Origin of the sequence: Paenibacillus sp. FSL R7-0302 (assembly GCF_038006885.1) — a bacterium.
Taxonomy (GTDB): domain Bacteria; phylum Bacillota; class Bacilli; order Paenibacillales; family Paenibacillaceae; genus Paenibacillus_AQ.
Genome location: NZ_JBBOWB010000002.1, coordinates 763,342 through 779,110, shown reverse-complemented (window position 1 = coordinate 779,110; position 15,769 = coordinate 763,342). Strand labels below are relative to the sequence as shown.

Genomic DNA, 15,769 nt, shown 5'->3' with positions numbered 1-15,769 from the left:
AAGCTTAAAAAAGCTGTCCGCGCTTCTTCCCGTGATGCTGCTTAAACCAAGTGATCAACATAATAATACCGACGAGCAGAAGGCTAGACCAGAAGCCGGGACGACCGCTTTTCTCTAAGAGTACACCTGCCACGGCAGCAATAATCAGCACCATAGCGATACTCGATCTGATCCATCCCCCCATCTTCGGCTTCAATAACTTAAGGTACGAAGCTAAGATGAATAGCCAAGTGTACAAAATAACTAATCCTGCCGCTGTGGTGATATGCTCGAATATTTGCTTCGGCAGCAGTACGCCTAGCACAATCGTCACGCACAGGCCCAGCGTATTAATGCCAAGTGCGTAGATCGGCAGTTTTCTTTTCCCTTTGGTCACCGCTAGCCAGGAAGGAGCATCTTTATCCTCAGCCAAGGCTACCAGCATAGTTGAGACCGCGTACAATGATGCAACGAGGATTGAGAATCCGGCCACTATCATTACTCCATTTAGCACATACACAAGGATGGGTAGGCCCATCGCTACAAGTGCAGCAATTATTGAGCTTTGGGCAGGAGTTACTTTCTCAGGACTGACGAATAGCAGCGCAAGCCCTATAGACAATACATATAGTATGGTCACCCCTAACAGCATAAATCTTCCTGCTTTTGGAGCTTCTTTCGGATTACGTAGATCCGCCGCCATAAAGCCCATCACCTCAATGCCTCCAAAAGCATAGAACGCATAGAGTAGCCCTTTCCAGGCCCCTATCCATCCTTTATTCAGCCATGCTTCCAGGCTGTAAACCGTAACCCAGTTTCCCTTCCCCCTCACAAGTGCGGCCACGGCGACCCCTATGAACGTCAGCACAGCTGCGATTTTGATCATGGCAAATAAATTTTCCGCTTTATTAATCCCTCTGCTACCTAGAAGAATAACCAGCAGCCCCAGCACTGTGTAGAATACGGTGAAACTCCAAAGTGGCCAACTGGGAAACCATAACCGCGAGAACAGTCCCAAGGCAGTCAATGAACTCCCGATTATTAGAATCTCTGAACACCAATAGATCCAGCCCATACTGAAGCCGGTCCAGCTACCAAAAGCATCTTTGGCATAACTGCGGAAAGATCCCTTTTGAGGATTCTGCATCGTCATTTGACCCAAGGCTTCATAAACGAATAAAGCTGCTATAGCGGCTAACACAAAAATAACCAACACCAATAATCCGCTTTTTCGGATAGCGATGCTGGAACCCAGAAAGAAACCGGTGCCAATCGTGCAGCCAACACCAAATAAAGTTAACTGCCACCAGGGTAATTTACCTGTTGGAGTACCCAAAATCTATAATCCCTCCCTCTGTTTCTGCTGTTACTATGTGCTTCGCAGTGTTATTCTATTCCGCAATAGAACGATGGGAAAGTCTGTGCTGCAAATGATGGGTGCGACAGCGCAACTTAAAAGGGTACAAATCTCTCAGAACGTAAGTCTCGGAATGCGTGAGCGTAGTAAACAGGGTAAGTTCGTGGAATCTTGAAAAACTATAACTACATTTGAAAAATTCAATACTACGAATGGCCCTCAAAAAAAGCTTGTAACCGGAACCCATGAAGCGATCATAACAGAAGAGTTATGGAAGCAAGTTCAGCACTAGTTCAAAGGCCAGAATCGCCAAACTAGAGGAGGCGCAAGACGCTCCTGCACTTAATCGTTTGAAAGATAACTAATCCTTAGACAGTTCCTTCAAATTTCGAGCTATTTTCTCTATCATCGAATTAAAAATAACGTCATGGTGATACTGAACATACTTCTCCCCCAACAGGTGTTTGGTCAAAAGCAATTTTAATTTGTGAAGAGGGTTCTCATAAACATTCTTAATTCGGATGGTGTTTCCTTCCACCAGAATATCCCCGAGGGTCATATCTTTAATATCCCCAGTGTTATAGGCTGCCCCTAAATTTCGCCCTACTTATGATACGGTTCCCCCCGATTGATCTTCACCGCCCGGTAAATCTGCTCCACCAGCACCAGGCGCATGAGCTGGTGGGGCAGCGTCATGCGGCCGAAGCTCATGCGCTGCTGGGCGCGGCGCATGACGTCATCGGAGAGCCCGTGGCTGCCTCCGATGACGAAGACGACATGGCTCGTCCCGTAGGTGCCGAGCCGGTCGATCTCGGCGGCAAGCTCCTCGGAGCTCCAGAGCTTGCCGTCGATCGCGAGCGCAATGACATGCGCCTCGCTCTTAATCTGCGCGAGGATACGCTCACCCTCGCGCACCTTCACCTGAATAACCTCTGCGTCGCTGAGGTTATCAGGGGCCTTCTCATCCGCCACCTCAATCATCTGGAACCTGAGGTAGGGCGTGAGCCGTTTGGCATATTCTGCGATGCCGAGCGTCAGATACTTTTCCTTCAATTTGCCTACGCTTATCAGTTGAATTAACATAGTTCCTCCATCGGTCTGATCTTGTCATGTCCCTGTATTTTATCACATCCCTGTCCATAACATGCCCTGCTAAGGAGACATTCCCCGCACACACCCTGTAACGCCAAAAGAAGAGCCATCCTTCACGGATGGCCCTAAGACACTTCGTATAACCTGCAATACCTGCAATTATTGCTTAGACAAATCAACAACTAACTGCTGTGTAATCTTACGGTCTTTCATATTGGTGAAATCCAGGCGAAGCGACTGCGGCTTATTCAAGAAGAAGTAGCTTTCCGACACGATTCTCATCTCATGGTCTGCATAGGTATAGGCAGAAGCTCCCTCTTGCGATTTATAATCACCGGTTCCGTTCTTGACCAATAGCGATGGATTATATTCCATATAGAAGGTCTCCATAAACTCTCTGTTTTTAAACAAAGCTTCGTCTGAGGATAGTGTGGTTACCGTCGTGAACGGTGTCAATTCCAGCTTCACTTTGATCTTATGCCCTGCCACATCAATGGTTTCCTCCGGCATCAGTGTCCGGGTCTCCTGCTTCCAGACCTTGGGATTGATATCAAAAGCCACCTTCAGCACAGGGCTATACTTCACGTTGGACTTGAGCGTGTTATACTTCTTTAGCAGTTCAGGACTGTAGCTGAACGATGAGGTCTGGTCCGGGTCGTCCGCATGGGCCTTTTCGGCGGTAGCGAGCATTTTAGCATCCAGCGCCTTTAACTGATTCAGCTCAATGGCGGTTAAGGTGCCTAGCTGAAACTCAGCAGCTACTTTTTTGGGCGGCGTGGTCAATGGACTGCTTAACGGGATTTTAGCAATTCCATATAGAATATGATCTTTCTTTGCCGGACTTGTGCCTATGACTAGAGCATCATTGAATTTCTTGCCACTGATGACCTTGCCTGTAACCGCATCGGACAATTGGAGACTATGACCCTTTGGCGGCATGAACACGAATGCTCTCTTACTGTCGGCTTGGGCTGTAAAAAGGATGATCAGCTCATATTTGTCTGCGATAAAACCGTTTACCGTCAACTGGTAACCGTCTTTTTTGACCACCGTGTTCAGCGGCTGTACCAGATTGTGCTTAATGGCATACTCAACCTGTCGATAACCCTGAATCTCGGGATTTACAAAGGGGGCAAGCGCTGCCGACGGTTTCGCGGCGGTTGCCGAGGCGGCCAAAGCTTGACCTGTCACGGCAAAAGGGCTAAGCACCAGCGCTGCGGTTGTCATGACTGCGACGATGGCGGTAGATAGCCCGGTCCTGGAGGACCGCCGTTTATCTGGCGCTGACCCTTGCTTTTGCTCCTGTATAGGCTGCATCTGCGCCGCATGTGAGATCTCCAGTTCATTCCGCTTCATTCTAATCATTGTTACACTCTCCTTCAATACAAGTTGGTTGTTTCATCCGGATCAGCTCTGATCCTGTCCGGGGACATCAAAGGTCATCTGGTATGTATGCTCAAGATCATTCATTCCAGTAGGTTTCGCCGGACTCTTCATGAAATCCAGCCGCAGAGATTGCAACTTATCCAACAAATAATAGCTTTCTGTAACCATCTTCATTTCATAGTCTGTAAACGTAATTGATGAAGTGCCTGGCTGCTGCCTATAGTCTCCCGTTCCAGTCTTGCTCCACCACAGGAAGGGAGAACCGTACTTCTCATGGAATGATTTAATAAATTCCTTATTCTTAAACAAAGGTTCATCTGAATAAAAAGTGGCTATGGTTGTTAAGGGTGTCAATTGTAATTTCACTCTGATCTTGTGTCCGCCTACATTAAGCGTTTCTGGCGATGTGATTGTATGCGTCTCTTGCTTCCAGTAATTTGCCCTCACATCAAAGGTTGTCTGGAGTGCCGGAGACTCCTGAATGTTGGACTCATTGGCTGCCAGTGTGCGCAAATGGAACTCCACCTTAATCTTTGAGGGCAGGTCCGTCAAAGGAGTCGCGAACTTAAGTCTGGCAACCGCATATGCAATATGCGGCTCCGGGCTGCTGCTGCTGACTAGCGCCTGGGTCCGGCCGTTAATCACCTTGCCAGTAATACCATCCGTAATGATGCATTCTACAAAACGAGGATCACTGGAGAATAGTGACCTACCGCCGTCCACTTTCGCAGTATAGAAGATAAGGAATTGGTTCTTGTCTGCCATGAAGCCCGTCACTGTGACCTGGTAACCGTCTTGTTCAATCTCCACATTCATCGGCACCAGAAGATTATGCCTGATGGCATACTCCGTCTGTTGTGCATCTATGCTCGTTAACGGCACCAGAGTCTCCCCTTGCTCCGTTGCCGTATCTACGCGTTCCCCCACAGCAACGCCTTCTGCATGAGTACCAGCGGAATTAGCCTCAGGTTCCGTGACAGCAGAGTCACCAGCTTCTCTAGAGACACCTGTAAGCGTCACGACGCTGAGCAGAGCTACCAGAACTACAGCGGTTGCGGAGATGCGGTAGGAGCCTTTTCGGAAAGATTGAATCATACTGATTCTTCTTCTGATCTGTTGCCGCTGCTGCGGATTGAAGAAATAGAGCTGCTCCCGCCTCTCCCGGACTCTTGAAAAGCGCTTCAGGAACTCTACCAGAGTAAGCCCGTAATCAATTGCCTCCTCTTCTCCCAATACCTCCAGCACATAGGCGTCGCACGCAACCTCCCTATCGATCTTCATCCGCCGGATCGCCAGCCACATCAGGGGATTGAACCAATGTATCGTTGCGGCTAGGCTCCCTAGCAGGTTCCACAGCATATCCCTCCGCTTGTAGTGGGCAAGCTCATGCGCGAGGATGTGCCGCAGCCGGGAAGCATCCAGTTCCCGCAGAGCTTGCTCCGGGACAAAGATCCATGGACGCAGGAGTCCTGACAGATATGGGTTGTTAGCGGAACCTCCGGTATAGATAGGTATCGCTCTCCTTATTCCAAACTGGCGTCTGGTGGCAAGAACCACCTTAAGAATCTCCGGGGCATTCACCCGTCTAAGCTGTCTGCGTTCGCGGTGCATCCGCCTTATGTACAGGAGTCCATTCAGCAGCATAAGCATAGCGCCCAGCAGCCAGATCACGGTGCCTATCTTCATCCAGAGCGGATAGCCTGCGGCCCCCGCAGAGCTGCGGTTAACGGCTGCCGATTCATCGTTCTGTTCGATTGGGCCTGTCTGTCCCGTTTCATTCAGGACGTTACTATTCGCCGGATATGTAGTCTTAGCTCCCTCTCCAGGCGGAAGCTCCTGATAATCACCCTTAGAAGCTCCAGTGCCCGGCCCCTTGTCCAGGACAGTTGTTAAGAAGTGCTTACTATTGCCAAGAATATGCAACATGCTGACAGGGCTGTCCGGTACAGCAGGCAATAACAGCCGGGCGATAACAAGCAGCCACAGGAGGTAACGCACCCGGGCGTTGATGAATCTCCGCAGAACATATTGAATGAACAACACAGCCAGAATCACCATGCTTGCCGCGAGTGTCTGTTCTGCGATACCGGCAAACCATCCGTAGACCATATTCATTCCTGCTTACCTGAGTTGCCGCTGGTGCCCTGCGACTTCTTCTCCCTCAGCAGCTGTTCGAGTTGTTCAATCTCCTGCTTGGACAGCTCGACATCCTCCAGGAAGCTGGTCACCATTAACTGGGTGGCCCCGCCGAATACGCGCTTCAGGAAGGAGCGGCTCTCGGCCCGGACACACTCATTCTCTGACACCAGCGGATAATAGAGATAGCTCCGGCCGGATTTCTCATATGCTATCGCGTTCTTCTTAAGCAGCCGGGTGACGAAGGTGCGCACCGTCTGCTCGCTCCATTCCACAGATGCAGGCAGGAGCCGGGTGATTTGTTCCGAGGTGAGCGGATGATGCTCCCAGATAATCTTCATAATTTCCCATTCAGCTTCCGAAATCTTCGGGGTTGTACTCATCATAACAGCTCCATTCCGTGGCGAAGGCATTCGATCTACAAGTGTAAATACAAGCTCTGTTCTATACATTACACTTGTAGATTTAATTTGTCAAATATGCCCACATTGTGATGAAAGCACGCGAAACGACACCCGAAGTGGCTAAGTAGCCGTAACCATAGCAAAAAGCACAAGCCAGCGGCTTGTACTTCCTGCATCCTATTCATAAGAACTTACTTACTCCTGTCACTCACTTGCAGCTAACAACCCTGCCGCTTACAACCCCGCAATCAAAGCCTTAACCGAGCTGTCGCTCTCCAGCGCGCGGATGATCACAGCCACCGCTTCGGCACGGGTAGCCTGATTCTTTGGAGCGAACGCTGAAGCAGAGATGCCCTTCACCAGATTGGCCGAAGCAGCCTGGCGGATGGCGTCAGCCGCCCAGTAGCTGCTGCTGACATCCTTGAAGCTCACCGGAGTGCCGGTCTGGAGCACGCCGAGATCAAGCACACGGCCAATGATTGTGACCATCTCAGCGCGGGTAATGGTCGCGCCCGGCTTGAAGCTGCCGTCCGAGTAGCCGGTTACGATGCCTTTGTCTGCCAAGACACCGATATAGCCTGCCGCCCAATTGGAGGCTGTATCTCCAAATTTAGAGACCGCTGATGTAGTGCCTAGCCCGAAGGAACGGGCGATCATCGCCGAGAATTCGGCTCTGGTCACCGGCGCATCCGGCCGGAAGGAGCCGTCTGCATAGCCGCTGATAATCTGCAGCTTCACGGCTGTAGCGATGGTGCTGCTGCCCCAGTGGTCTGCGGTATCCTTGAAGCTGATGCTCTGATTCTTCGTGGCTGCAATAGCTTCAGTCACGGTCTTGTACACCGCTTCTCTGCTGACCACTCCGGATTGGAACGGATCAACTCCGCCCTGTGGCTGTTTCCCCGGTTCAGCCGGAGTAGTGCTGCCATTCCCTGGAGTGGTGCCAGTGGTGCCTGGTACTGTTCCGGTATTTCCAGCCGGAGTACCCGGCGTTCCGCCGCCAGTTCCACCGCCGGAACCAGGATTCCCGCCGCTTGTCGTATCTGTAATACTAAGCGCAATATGATCGCTCAGGTATACTACCTGGGTGTTATATTTGCTTGGCAATCCTTCAACCTGCACAGAAGCGAACTGCCCGCTGCGCTGGTTGACGCCATGTGTAATGAGCGGAATCAGGCCGCTACCTGGAACGTAGCTGTTCGCGAAGTTCACCTTCAGCTTCCCGTCAGCCTTCACCTCACCCTTAATCTCAAGGACATCGTCTGCTCCGGTAAGGCTCAGTACAAGCGTACCTTCGGAGGCCTGGGTGAAGCTGCCGCCAATCACTATTTTACCGTAGACGTTCTCAACTACAGAGCCGCCGGTATTCGTCACATTCCCTTTGCCGAAGGCTGTTGCCGAGTCGCCTTCCAGGACACCTGCGTTCACCTCAGTACCGCCGGAGTACGTATTGTTGCCCGCCAGCTTCAGCGTGCCTGTACCCTCCTTGGTCAGTCCGCCCATCCCGGAGATATCATTGCGCCAGCGGTCTGCGGCGTGGAAGCCGCCCTTCGCAGCGTCCATCGCTACCGTCACATGCTCAGCGAATGCACCGTACCCGTCAGCAGCGGCGAACAGGTTCAATCGTCCCCAGCCTTCGGGATCATTAAGCAGCGGATAACCGGAAGGGAGTGCCGTTGTTACGAGAACTGCTCTACGCTGATCCGCAGTCAGGTAAGGCAGGCGGGTCTCCAGCAAGACCTCCGCTCCCTTAGGAGCAACGGCAGGCTCAGTCGTGGAGTGAATCTGCGGGAAGCCATAGGTCAGCCGCTGGGTATACTGGGCCTTATTCTTCGCATAATCCGTGAACCGGTCTTCTGCGGTACCCGTCTGTGTAAGCAGCACTTCATGAGCCTGAGTATAGGCCGCCTGCTTCAATGCCGCATTATCCGGGTCATTGAGCGCTCCTGCTGCGAAGGCCATGGCCGTCACCCGTCCGCCCATAACATCCAGCGGCGAGTGCATCCCGGCGACAACCCGGTTGTTGCCCATCTCCGAGGCCCGGGCCATCAGCTCCTGGAAGCGCTCAGGTACAGAATACGCCAGAGCCAGGGCTGCCAGATAGGAAGCGTTGGTATGTCCGCTCGGGAAGCCGCCGTCTGTGGCAGGCGTACTGCTTCTCGCCGGCACCAGCGTCGGCACAATGACGGAGATATCCTTCCAGCGGAAAGGACGCATGTAGCTGTAGAAATTCTTGGCCTGACTCGTTGAAGCATAATTGCCGCGGACAATCCCGATCAGGTCCACCATTTTGCCCAAGCTGGAATTGGAATCGCCTGCCTTGTTACTGTCATTGCCGTCACTATATTTCACGGAAGTGGCATCATCAGGGATGCTGTTAATGGTCGTGAAGGTTCCTGACATCGAACGGTACACCTCAGACAACGGTCCAAGGCCGTCAGCCGCTCCATAAGTCTGATTCCGCCGGTCATCGTAATACGCGGCCTCCTCCTCTGCCGGAGTTCGGGTCTTAGACAGATCCGCCACATATTGAATGTTATAATTCAGTACATCGGGATTCTTCATCTTCCCGGTATCCCAGGTGGCGCCCGGTGTCCACAGATCCAGGAAGCCGGAGAGAACACCGATCGAGGGGTTGGAATACACCGCCGTATTCACAGGTGTGTTATTCTTATAAGTATCTACGAAATGTCCCCATGCCGGAGCAGCCGGCAGCCCGGTTAATGAATGACCCGTGGCCGCCTCTGCAGGATGTACCGCGATCGAATTCGTGAGGAGTACCAGACCTGCCGTAACAGACAACAGCTTTCTTTTCGACTTCAAGTTCAATGTGTCAGCCCCTATCCTGTTATTTTGATTGCCTGAATCGGACTCAATATAGCACCTGCCTCCACCGCCGCTCAATAACACAATTTCGCAATTCTATGATTTTGGGAACAATTCAGCTTTTTTCCGGCCATTTAACATTGATTTAACATGAATCCCGAACAGATCTGTGAGGGGCTAGTGTATAATCCGCCTGGGAGGAGAATACATCTTGCGAAAATGGAACTCTGCCTTTGCCGCCCTTGCCGCTTCATACATCTCAGTTGTGTTAGTCATTGTCCTCTTACTCTGCTCTGCCTTCTATCTGTATTTCTCGAACCATTATAAGGAAGAGCTTCAGGGCCGCAACCGGCTCATCCTTGACAATACCGCCCGTACCCTTGAAGCTTCCGTGCTTCAGCGGGTGCAGCAGATCTATCTGGAAGTCTCCCTGAACCAGCGGGCTGCGCTCCGTATGCTGCCTGATGCTTCACTTCCAGCGAATCTCAGCAAGGTAAGCAGTCTCCAGGAGTCGCTGAACATGCAGGTATCCAATCATTCGGACCTGATTCAAGCTGTACATCTGTATGCTCCCAGGCAGCATCTCCTGCTGTCCTCGCTGTATGGGCTGAAATTCCGTGCGGACCAGCAGGCGGGTGCCGCCTACTGGATGGATTGGGTGAACGGCATGAACCTTAATTCCCGTAACAGCCTCTGGACGGAGGCCCGGTTCGTGCCGGACGATATCGTCTCCAGCATCCCCGGCGGCAGCGGCAGCCAGCTGATCACCTATGTGCACAGCTATCCATTCCAATCTCCCGGGGCAGCCAGTGAGCTGCTGATTGCCATTGATCTGAAGGAGAGCGCTTTGCGCGCCATCCTGCAGAATATGATGCCTGCCCGCTATCAGAGCAGCTTCATTGCTATGCCCTCCGGGGGAATCGTGGCCGGATCGAATCCGGATGCTGCGGCTCAGGCCGATACTTATGCTGCCAGTATCTCGAATGCCCTAGCCTCTCCTGAAACATCCGGGAACATGAGCCAGGAGATCGGGGGCAGTACCTACGTCATTTCCTATCAGGACCTGCCGACCACCGGGTGGAAGCTCTTCAGTGCGGCTCCGGCGAACCTGTTCTATGAGAAATGGCTCGTTGTCCAGAGGGTCATCCTCTCCCTGTGTCTGCTTGCTCTATTGGTAGGAATCTGTCTGTCCGGCATTCTGGCCAAATTGAATTACAGTCCGCTTAAGCGGCTGCTTCGCACTATTAAGGACCTCTACAGCCCGGGGCCAGGGGTACCTGAACTTCCAGGACAAGCCCTTAACGAATTCGGAATTATTGACTCCGCTTTCATCCGCCTGAACGACAAAGTGACCACACTGGAGGGAACGCTTGAGGCCAGCAGTCCGCATATCCGGCAGAATATGATCCTGAATCTCCTTCAGGACAGCCCTGCCCAAGGCAGCGTAACCGTAGATCCCCAATTCCTGGGACTCTCTCCGGAGCACCGTTATTACTGCTGCCTGCTCCTCAACACCCGTGGAGCCTACGCCCGCATGAGTCTAAGCGGCTTGCAGGCAGCAATAAGCGGGATGACTGGGACGCTTGAGGCAATCCGGCTTCACGGAAGCCGCATTCTGACCGAGGAGCTACCGGACAAGCAGACAGTTGTCATTATCAGCGCGCACGAAGCCTCCGGGACGCTGCTCGAACAGCTCTCGGACCGGATTACAGCAGCGGCGGAGCAGCAGTTCCAGCTGGATATTCAGCTCTCGCAGGGCTGCTGGGTGGATGCCATCAGCCTTCTCCACACCAGCTACGCTGAAGCGCAGACTTTAATGAAGTATGCATATTTTCTGCCGGAGAGCAGGATCTTGAAGGACCGGGAGCTGCTGAAGAAGGAGCAGAGTCTTGACGAGATTCCGCAGCCTGTGCTGATGAGGTTCAAGGATAAGCTGCAGACCCGGCAGCTGGATGAGACTCTGGCCGCGCTGGAACAGCTCATAGCCGTCATGCGGGAAGGCAGCTACCCGGCGGATTATTGCCACTTCGTGCTGGCGAACACCGTATTTATGTACTCGGATTATCTGAAAAGCATCCGCTACACCCCTTCCGCCCACGGGCCTCTGGATCTGTATAACGAATATATTGCCCTGCCGGATATCCGGCAGCTGCAGGAGTGGTTCGCGGCCTCTATCGGCACCTTCATTATGGAGACACAGAAGCGGAACAGTGACCGCGCACTCTCGGCCATTGAAGCGGCCAAGGCCTATATCGGGGAGCATTTGTCCGAGGATCTATCGCTGGATGCCGTATCCGCCAAGGTCTTCATTAGTCCCAAGTATCTAAGCAAGCTGTTCAAGGAAGAGCTGGGGATCACTTACACCGACTATATCACCGGCATACGGATGGAAGAGGCCCGGCGGCTGATTGAGAACAATAACATGTCGATCGAACAGATTGCCGGTACGGTCGGTTATGGAACGACTCCGTACTTCATCAAGCGCTTCAAGGAGATCTACGGCTGTACGCCGGGGAATTATCTGCGAACCGTGAATACACTGCCGCCGCAGGCGGGGATTAGCATGGGATAAGGAGGGGGCCTTATGTATATGTATAAAAGATTAATGCTCTTGCCCCTCCTGGGGCTGATCTGCGGCTGCAGCGGGCAGCCAGCTTCCCTCTCATCCGCGCCTGGACAAGGGCTGCAGGATGCCGCCGTTTCCGCTTCTGATTCTGCTGATTCTGCTGTTCCCGCTGCCTCTGCCCCGAAGCTCAAAATCTCCTGGACCATGCATCAGAATCTGCCTGTTGCGGAGGATGCAGTGATCGTGCGGGAGCTGGAGCAGAAGTTCAAGGTAGATCTGGAGTTCTGGAATCTGCCGAACAACAAATACGAATCCCTGCTCGACCTGAAGCTGGTGCAAGGCAGCATTCCCGACCTGTTCCGGGTCAGGCAGACCCAGGATCTGCTGAAGTACCAGCAGCAGGGCGTGCTCGCCCCTATTCCCGAGGATATGCTGAACACCTACGCTCCCAATATCCTTAAGGCTATCCGCGAGAATGCACCTGCCTATCAGCAATATGGCCGCATTAACGGGGCCTATTACGGCATTCCGGTCATTAATCCTACCAATATCTATCGGGTCCCCGTGGTCTACCGGCAGGATTGGCTGGACAAGCTCGGCCTTAAGGTGCCGGACACCCTGGCCGATTTCGAGAAATTCATCTATGCGGCTACGAACGAGGACCCGGACGGCAACGGGATCCGGGACACCTACGGCTTGTCGCAGGAGGGCATGAATGTGGTCTTCGGCGCATTCGGACAGATGGTCTTCACGGATCAGCTCTACTTCAGCCGGAAGGATCAGGGGCTGGTCATTGGCGCTCTGGAGCCGGACATGCAGGAAGCGCTGCGTTATCTCCGTAAATGGTACCGGGACGGGGTCATCGATCCCGAGTTCATCACCGGGGAGAATAGCGGAGGCTACAAGCATCTGTCGCATGCCTTCATTAACGGGCGAATCGGCATGACCTCCATGGGCAATTATTATCATTGGACACAGGCAGGGGATTATACGGACTGGAGACTGGATGACCAGAAGGCAGCGAGGCTGGTTCCGGTAGAAGCAACGTTTAACGTCAAGGAGTTAACCGCCAAGCATCCGCAGGCCAAGATCGCTTTCGGGCGGCCCTTCAGCGGTCCGGACGGCAGGCGCGGCTCCAAAGCCTACGATATGCTGATGAGCTTCACCGCCATTGGCGCGGATGCTACCCAGGAGCCGGGCAAGCTGGAGAAGATCCTCCAGCTGCTGGACTACGTCAGCGCAAATCCTGACCCCGATGAAGCGGCATCTCTGCAGTACGGTATTCAGGGGACACACTGGGACTGGGCCGGAACGGACAAGAAGGATATCATCCTGCTGCCGCCGTATAACCATAAGTTCAGCTACCAGAATACGATCGGCGCGGGGATCGGCATGACCCTGCCCATTCTTCCTGCCGGCCGGAGCGAGCAGTGGGCGGCAACCCTGGGGCTGGATCACGACGGCATCTATAATGCCTTGGAGGTGGCTACGCCCTCTCTGATCAGGAACAGCCCTGGGCTTATTAACCTAAGAGACCAGGCGTATATTGCCTTCATCACCGGGGAGCGTCCGCTGGAGGAATTCGGGGAGTTCGTGGAGGAGTTCCTGGCGGCGGGCGGAGCGGAGGTACTGGCGGAAGCAAATGAGTCCTATAAGAAGCTTGATCCACATCAAAAAGGTGGGCAAGAGGCGAGACCATAGTCTCCTCTGTTGCTCACCAGGTGTAGATTACTTCATTAATCTGCTCCACATCTATTCTTCCGGCTCCCCGAATCCCTCATCCGGGCCAGGACTGACGTAAGCCTGCAATACAGAATCCAGCAGCCCGGGGAACCGCTCGTCCAGATCTTCCGTCCGCAGGGACAGAATACGCTGGGTACCCTGCACCCGGGTATGAATGACACCCGCTTCGCGCAGCGTCCGGGCATGGTGGGTCAGCGTGGACTTGGCAATCGGCACCTTGAAGCTGTTGCAGGACTGCGGGCCGTGGTTGCAGATCTCCGACACTACATATAGACGGACCGGGTCGCTAAGCGCATAGAGCACCGAGGCGAGCTGAATGTCCTTGCGTTCCGGATGATGGAGCTGCTTCATGAATAAGACTCCTTCAGAGTATATAATAGTACTTCTTTTCACGATTATTTCCTAATTGCATTTTACATTAGCGCATGCTATATTTCAATAGTTCGTAAGTAATCGAACAATACAATAAAAGAATGAAGGAGTGGCTTTCTCATGACCTCATCACCTGCTTCTGAGGGCGATCAAGAGCATTCAATGGCTGCTCCGCAAGCGGCTCTTCCACGGGAAGGACTGTTAACTCTGCTATTCAGCGTTGCTGTCGTCCTCGTGATTATGAACACAGCGATGTTCAATTTGGCCCTGCCTGATGTAACCGAGACCTTCGGCATCACCGCAGCGTCCGCCTCCTGGATTGTAACCGGGTATTCCATCATGTTCTCTATTGCCTCAATCACATACAGCCGGCTCTCGGACTTCCTGCCGATCCGCCGGCTGCTGGTTATCGGGCTGCTCACCTTAGGGCTTGCAGCTGTGGCCGGATTCTTCAGCACCAGCTTCATTTTCCTGCTGATTGTGCGTATTCTGCAAGCCTCGGGTGCAGGCGCCGTGATGTCACTGTCCCTTGTCCTGTTCACGCGCTACATTCCGCAGGCCCGGCGCGGCAAAGCCATGGCGACGATCATGTCGGCCGTCTCTCTGGGACTCGGTCTGGGTCCGGTAGCCGGCGGCTCCATTGTTGAATACCTCGGCTGGACCTGGCTGTTCGCGGTCACTGCTGCCATTCTGCTGCTGGTGCCGCTGTTCCTGATCCTGCTGCCCAAGGAAGTTCCGGCTCGCGGCTCATTCGACGTTCTGGGCGGGATCTTCCTCGGCGTGGGTACCACCGGTCTGCTGCTGTTCCTGACCAGCGGACTGTGGATCGCGCTGATCGCCGGCATCGCCGCGATTGCCTTATTCGTAGGGCGCATCCGCACGACTCCTGATCCATTCGTGCTGCCCGCGCTGTTCAGCAACCGGCCATATCTGGTACTGGCGCTGATCGGGGTTGCCTCTTACCTGTGCAGCTTCGCTACCCTGTTCCTGCTGCCGCAGATTCTGACTCACCGCTTCGGCTTCAGTGCCAGCCATGCCGGGCTTGTGATCTTCCCGGGCTCGCTGCTGGCTATCTTCGTCTCCCGCCTGGTCGGACGGATGATTGACCGTTACGGCAATACCGGAATCCTGCGCTTCGCACCGCTGCTGGTTCTGGCCGCCACCGTATTGTTCGCCCTATTCGCCGGACAATCCTGGATCGCCGTTATGCTCGTCTATATGATCATGAGCCTGTCCTTCACTGTACTGTCGAGCAGTGTGTCGAATGAAATCTCGCGTATCCTGCCTGCTTCGCAGATCGGCTCCGGGATGGGGCTCTTCCAGCTGCTGCAGTTCTTCAGCGGTGCCTTCAGTGTAGCGATGGCCGCCAGCGCTCTGGAATGGCAGCGCAGCCTGCCGCTTCAAGCCGCTTACTCCAACATCTACTGGGGTTTGTCGGTTGCGGCAATCGTGGCGATTGGCTCTGCCTTCATCTACCTGCGGGGCAGTGGGCGCGGACCGCTGTCCGAGATGGCGAAAGCCGCAGACTGCTAGATCCATTTTAGGTAATGCTAGATCCGCAACTGTACCACTCGCACACTCGCACATACGCCCACACGCCAAAACACCCTGCAGCCTTCACAGCCACAGGGTGTTTCTTATTCCAGCCGTCCTCAGACGACTAGATATTCCGCATTTCGTTCACATTCCGCACATTTCGCCGGCGGGTCCCAGTCCGAGAACTCCGTCTCCTTCAGATCGACTACATCTGGTGCATCCTCGTACTCGTCCACAAATTTGTCGATGGCCAGCTCTACGTGTTCCTTACAGACTACATACATTCAATCAAGCATCCCTTTCTGTGCCGCTGCGGCGTAGACTTATACTACTGTTCTACCACACTTCCCTGCAAAAAGGAACCTCCCGCAGCGC

Annotated in this window: 12 protein-coding genes; 4 read left to right on the top strand and 8 right to left on the bottom strand. The window is 53.5% G+C overall.

Going from position 1 to position 15,769, the window contains the following annotated elements; genetic code table 11:
* Window positions 1–4: 4 nt before the first annotated feature.
* Window positions 5–1,315: an amino acid permease gene (locus MKY96_RS29130; RefSeq protein WP_340945879.1), complete on the bottom strand. Its 1,311-nt coding sequence runs from the start codon at window positions 1,313–1,315 to the stop codon at window positions 5–7.
* Between the two features lie 202 nt (window positions 1,316–1,517).
* On the opposite strand from MKY96_RS29130, the gene MKY96_RS34010 reads away from it, so the two are divergent.
* Complete coding sequence (locus MKY96_RS34010) at window positions 1,518–1,628, top strand: recombinase family protein (RefSeq protein ID WP_445671510.1); 111 nt, start codon at window positions 1,518–1,520, stop codon at window positions 1,626–1,628.
* 311 nt (window positions 1,629–1,939) lie between these two features.
* On the opposite strand, the gene rlmH is transcribed toward MKY96_RS34010, so the two are convergent.
* The 5 genes from rlmH to MKY96_RS29105 all read right to left on the bottom strand — a co-directional run bounded on the left by rlmH (window position 1,940) and on the right by MKY96_RS29105 (window position 9,180).
* The gene (gene rlmH / locus MKY96_RS29125) at window positions 1,940–2,419 is read right to left on the bottom strand and encodes a 23S rRNA (pseudouridine(1915)-N(3))-methyltransferase RlmH (RefSeq protein ID WP_340945877.1); all 480 of its coding nucleotides are present in this window, start codon (window positions 2,417–2,419) and stop codon (window positions 1,940–1,942) included.
* A gap of 168 nt (window positions 2,420–2,587) precedes the next feature.
* Window positions 2,588–3,793 (bottom strand): DUF4179 domain-containing protein, encoded by a 1,206-nt coding sequence (locus MKY96_RS29120; protein WP_340945876.1) that lies wholly within the window; start codon window positions 3,791–3,793, stop codon window positions 2,588–2,590.
* A gap of 42 nt (window positions 3,794–3,835) precedes the next feature.
* On the bottom strand, window positions 3,836–5,929 hold the full coding sequence (locus MKY96_RS29115; RefSeq protein ID WP_340945875.1) for a M56 family metallopeptidase: 2,094 nt from the start codon (window positions 5,927–5,929) through the stop codon (window positions 3,836–3,838).
* Window positions 5,926–6,333: a BlaI/MecI/CopY family transcriptional regulator gene (locus MKY96_RS29110; RefSeq protein ID WP_076161349.1), complete on the bottom strand. Its 408-nt coding sequence runs from the start codon at window positions 6,331–6,333 to the stop codon at window positions 5,926–5,928. The genes MKY96_RS29115 and MKY96_RS29110 overlap by 4 nt, the downstream gene beginning before the upstream one ends.
* Before the next feature lie 255 nt (window positions 6,334–6,588).
* On the bottom strand, window positions 6,589–9,180 hold the full coding sequence (locus MKY96_RS29105) for an S-layer homology domain-containing protein (protein ID WP_445671502.1): 2,592 nt from the start codon (window positions 9,178–9,180) through the stop codon (window positions 6,589–6,591).
* A 208-nt stretch (window positions 9,181–9,388) separates the two neighbouring features.
* Between MKY96_RS29105 and MKY96_RS29100 the strand changes: the two genes are divergently transcribed.
* Window positions 9,389–11,749 (top strand): helix-turn-helix domain-containing protein, encoded by a 2,361-nt coding sequence (locus tag MKY96_RS29100; RefSeq protein ID WP_340945869.1) that lies wholly within the window; start codon window positions 9,389–9,391, stop codon window positions 11,747–11,749.
* A gap of 18 nt (window positions 11,750–11,767) precedes the next feature.
* Window positions 11,768–13,444, top strand: a complete 1,677-nt coding sequence (locus MKY96_RS29095) for an ABC transporter substrate-binding protein (protein ID WP_340945866.1) — start codon at window positions 11,768–11,770, stop codon at window positions 13,442–13,444.
* A 51-nt stretch (window positions 13,445–13,495) separates the two neighbouring features.
* Here the strand turns inward: MKY96_RS29095 and MKY96_RS29090 are convergent, their stop codons facing one another.
* Complete coding sequence (locus MKY96_RS29090) at window positions 13,496–13,837, bottom strand: ArsR/SmtB family transcription factor (RefSeq protein WP_340945865.1); 342 nt, start codon at window positions 13,835–13,837, stop codon at window positions 13,496–13,498.
* A gap of 141 nt (window positions 13,838–13,978) precedes the next feature.
* Here MKY96_RS29090 and MKY96_RS29085 point away from each other — a divergent pair, with 141 nt between their 5' ends.
* Entirely contained in the window at window positions 13,979–15,391 is a 1,413-nt protein-coding gene (locus tag MKY96_RS29085; protein ID WP_340945862.1) for an MFS transporter, read from the top strand.
* A 119-nt stretch (window positions 15,392–15,510) separates the two neighbouring features.
* Here MKY96_RS29085 and MKY96_RS29080 read toward each other — a convergent pair whose 3' ends face one another.
* The gene (locus tag MKY96_RS29080) at window positions 15,511–15,678 is read right to left on the bottom strand and encodes a CxxH/CxxC protein (protein ID WP_063829067.1); all 168 of its coding nucleotides are present in this window, start codon (window positions 15,676–15,678) and stop codon (window positions 15,511–15,513) included.
* Window positions 15,679–15,769 lie beyond the last annotated feature (91 nt).